Source organism: Frankia umida (assembly GCF_023242945.1).
Taxonomy (GTDB): domain Bacteria; phylum Actinomycetota; class Actinomycetes; order Frankiales; family Frankiaceae; genus Frankia; species Frankia umida.
In genome coordinates this window covers 1-4,124 of the sequence record NZ_JALKFT010000078.1, presented here as the reverse complement: position 1 = coordinate 4,124, position 4,124 = coordinate 1, and the positions used below count along the sequence as shown (strand labels likewise).

Here is a 4,124-nt window from a genome sequence, read left to right as displayed (position 1 = left end):
CGTCGAGGTCAGTCCGCATCCGGTGTTGACGGTCGGTATGCAGGAGACCATCGACGCGGCAGCGGATTCGAGCGCGGCCACGGATTCTGCTTCTGACGCTGTGGCGTTCGGGACGCTGCGCCGTGACGATGGCGGTCCGGGGCGTTTCCTGGCCAGTGTGGCCGAGGCGTTCACCCGCGGTGTCGCGGTGGACTGGGCGCCGATGTTCGGGGCGCCGATGCTCGGAGCGCCGCCCCGGCGGGTCGATCTGCCCACCTACGCCTTCCAGGAGCAGCTGTACTGGCTGGAACCGGCGGGGCCCGGGGCCACCGACGTCGCCGCCGCCGGGCTGGATGCGGCCGACCATCCTCTGCTGGGCGCCGCCGTCACGGTGGCGAGCTCCGACAGCCTGCTGGTCACCGGCCGGCTCTCCCTGCGCGACCATCCCTGGCTCGCCGACCACGCCGTGGCGGGCACGGTGCTGCTGCCGGGTGCGGCGTTCGTGGAGCTCGCCGTCCACGTCGGCTCGCAGGTCGGCTGCGGGCGGGTGGAGGACCTGACCATCGCGGTCCCGCTGGTCCTGCCCGCCTCGGGTGCCGTCCGGATCCAGGTGACAGTCGACCCGCCCGACGACGGCGGCCGCCGCGCGGTGTCCTTCTTCTCCCATCCCGACACCGCCGGTGCGGATGCCGGCGACCGGGTCTGGACGCGGCATGCGTCCGGCCTGCTCGCGGCGGACACCCGGGCGCCGTCGATCGACACCGGGGCCTGGCCGCCGGCCGGGGCCGAACCGGCTGCTCACGAGACCCTCTACGACGACCTGGCCGCGGTCGGCTTCACCTACGGCCCGGTGTTCCGGGGGCTGCGCGCCGCCTGGCGGCTGGGCGACGAGGTGCTCGCCGAGGTGAGCCTGCCATCCGAGCACGGACCGGACGCCGGCTCGTTCGGGTTGCATCCGGCACTGCTGGACGCCGCCCTGCACGCGATGGCGCTCGGCGGACTGCCCAACCCCGGCGAGCGCGACGACAGCACCCGGCTGCCGTTCGCCTGGAGTGGCATCGGCCTGTACGCCACCGGTGCCACCGCGCTGCGGGTACGACTGGCACCGGCCGGTCGCGACGCGATCAGCCTGCGGCTCACCGACACCGACGGTCAGCCGGTGGCCACCATCGAGTCGCTGGTGCTGCGGGCCGTCGATCCGGCGCGCCCCGCCGGTGGCTCGGTTGTGGTGGACGACCTGTACGAGTTCGGCTGGGTGACGGTGCCGCCGGTCGCCGTGGACGTGCCGGTCGCCGCGGGCTCGGCACCGTCCACGTGGGCGGTCCTCGGCGCCGACCCGGTGATCACGCCGGAGCTGACAGAGCTGACAGAGCTGGCGGGCAGCGGCGTCGTCGTCGATCACCACGTCGATCTGCCGGCGCTGTCGGCCGCCGTGGCGGCCGGGGCACCCGTGCCCGCTGTGGTGCTCGTGCCCTGCCCGTCCGCGGATCCGGGTGCCGGCCCGGCCGAAGACGGTCGGGTCGGGGGCGCACCGGCCCAGCAGGCATGGGTCGAGCAGGTGCGGGCCGAGGACGTGCGGACGGCCACCGGTCACGCGCTGCGGTTGGCGCAGCAGTGGCTCGCCGACGACCGCTTCGCCTCCTCCCGGCTGGTCCTGGTGAGTCGGGCAGCCGTGGCGGCCGGACCCGGTGACCCGCCGGCCGATCCCGTCTCGGCGGCGGTGTGGGGCCTGGTCCTGTCCGCCCGCTCGGAGAACCCCGACCGTTTCGCGCTGGTCGACCTCGACGCCGAACCGGCGTCGTGGCAGGCGCTGCCCACCGCGGTGGCGGCGCTGGCCGCCGACGAGCCGCGGCTCGCGATCCGCGCGGGCGAGGTGCGGGTCGGCCGGCTGGTGCGTGCCGGGGGTGGCGACACGCTCGTGCCCCCGGCGGTGGCCGCCTGGCGGCTGGAAAGCACCGGCAAGGGTGCCCTGGCGAACCTGGCGCTGTTGCCCTGCCCGGAGGCGTCCGGGCCGCTGGTCGGCGCCCAGGTCCGGGTTCGGATGCGGGCGTCCGGGCTGAACTTCCGGGACGCGCTGAACGCGCTGGGGCTCTACCCCGGCGACGCGGGTCCGCTGGGCATCGAGGGCGCCGGGGTGGTCGTCGAGGTCGGCCCGGACGTGACGGACCTGGCCGTGGGGGAGGCGGTGATGGGGCTGTTCGCCGGCTCCTTCGCCTCCCTGACGGTGACCGACCGGCGCATGCTCGCCCGCATCCCCGCCGGCTGGACGTTCGGCCAGGCCGCCTCGGTGCCGGTCGTCTTCCTCACCGCGTACTACGGACTTGTCGATCTCGCCGGTCTGCACGCCGGGCAGGCGGTGCTCGTGCACGCGGCGGCCGGCGGGGTCGGGATGGCCGCCGTCCAGCTGGCCCGTCATCTCGGCGCCGAGGTGTACGCGACGGCGAGCCCCGGCAAGTGGGACGTCCTGCGGGCGATGGGGATCGACGACGACCATCTCGCCTCCTCCCGGACCCTGGACTTCGCCGACCGGTTCCACGCCACCTCCGGCGGGGCGGGCGTCGACGTGGTCCTCAACGCGCTCGCCGGTGAGTTCGTCGACGCCTCGCTGCGGCTGTTGCCGCGCGGCGGCGCGTTCGTGGAGATGGGCAAGACCGACATCCGGGACGCGGCGGTCGTCGCCGCCGAGCGTCCCGGGGCGCGTTACCACGCGTTCGAGCTGATGGACGCCGGCCTCGGGCGCCTCCAGGAGCTGTTCGCCGAGGTCCTCACGCTGTTCGAGCAGGGAGCGCTCAGCGTCCTGCCGACCCGGTTCGTCGACGTCCGCCGGGCACCGGAGGCGTTCCGCTTCCTCAGCCAGGGCCGCCACATCGGCAAGATCGTCCTGACCGCGCCGCCCGCGACACCGGCCACGGGATGGGATCCGCAGGGCACGGTGCTGGTCACCGGTGCCACCGGGACGCTGGGGGCGCTGGTGGCCAGGCACCTCGTCGCCGTCCACGGCGTGCGTCACCTCGTGCTGGTCGGCCGCCGCGGTGCCGCCGCGCCCGGCGCCGCCCGCCTGGCGCAGGAGCTGGACGGACTGGGCGCCACCGTCACGCTCGCCGCCTGCGACGCGGCGGTCCGGGACCAGCTCGCCGTCGTCGTCGATGCCATCCCGGCCCGGCACCCGCTGACCGCGGTTGTCCACGCGGCCGGCGTGCTCGACGACGGGGTGGTCGCCGCGCTCACGCCCGAACGGCTGGACCAGGTGCTGCGGCCGAAGGTGGACGCCGTGCTCAACCTGCACGCACTCACCGCCGGACGGGACCTGGCGGCGTTCGTCCTGTTCTCCTCGATCGCCGGGATCTTCGGTGGTCCGGGCCAGGGTAACTACGCCGCGGCCAACGCCTTCCTCGACGCGTTCGCCGAGCGCCGCCGGGCCGCCGGCCTGCCCGCGGTGTCGATGGTCTGGGGACGGTGGGCGCCCGGCAGCGACATGACCGGCCACCTCGACGACACCGCGCTACGGCGGATGGACACCGGCGGGCTGCGGCCACTCGACGCCGAGGCGGGGCTGGCACTGTTCGACGCGGCAGCCGGTGCATCCACCGCGGTGAGCGTCCCGGCCGCGTTCGACCTGGCGGCGATCCGGGCGCAGGCCTCGACGCGGGGCATCCCCGCGTCGCTTCGCGGACTGGTGCGGCCACCGCGCCGGGCCGCCACGGCCGAGACGCGAACGGGTGGCGCCGACGGGCTGCGCCGGCGGCTGCTCGGCCGCGGCGAGGCCGACCGGGCCCAGGTAATGCTCGATCTGGTGCGGGCCCAGGCGGCGATCGTGCTCGGTCACGCCCAGCCCGAGGCCGTCGACACCGGGCGGCCCTTCCGCGACCTCGGGTTCGACTCGCTGACGGCGGTCGAGCTGCGCAACCGCCTGGCCGCCGCGGTCGGACTGCGGCTGTCGGCCACCCTGGTCTTCGACTACCCCACCCCCGTCGCCCTGGCCGGGTATCTGCGCACCGAACTGCTGGGCGACGTCCAACCCGACGGGGAGCAGCCCCGCGGCGCGGACGCACCCCACGGACCGACCCGCGCGGTGCCGGCCGCGGCCGACGACCCGATCGTGATCGTGGCGATGAGCTGCCGGTATCCGGGTGGGGTGCGGTCGC

General features: G+C 75.4%; 1 protein-coding gene. It reads left to right on the top strand.

What is annotated here, in order from left to right:
* Positions 1-37: 37 nt before the first annotated feature.
* Positions 38-4,124: SDR family NAD(P)-dependent oxidoreductase (locus MXD59_RS25785; RefSeq protein WP_283097512.1), on the top strand; the 4,087-nt coding region annotated here is incomplete at its 3' end.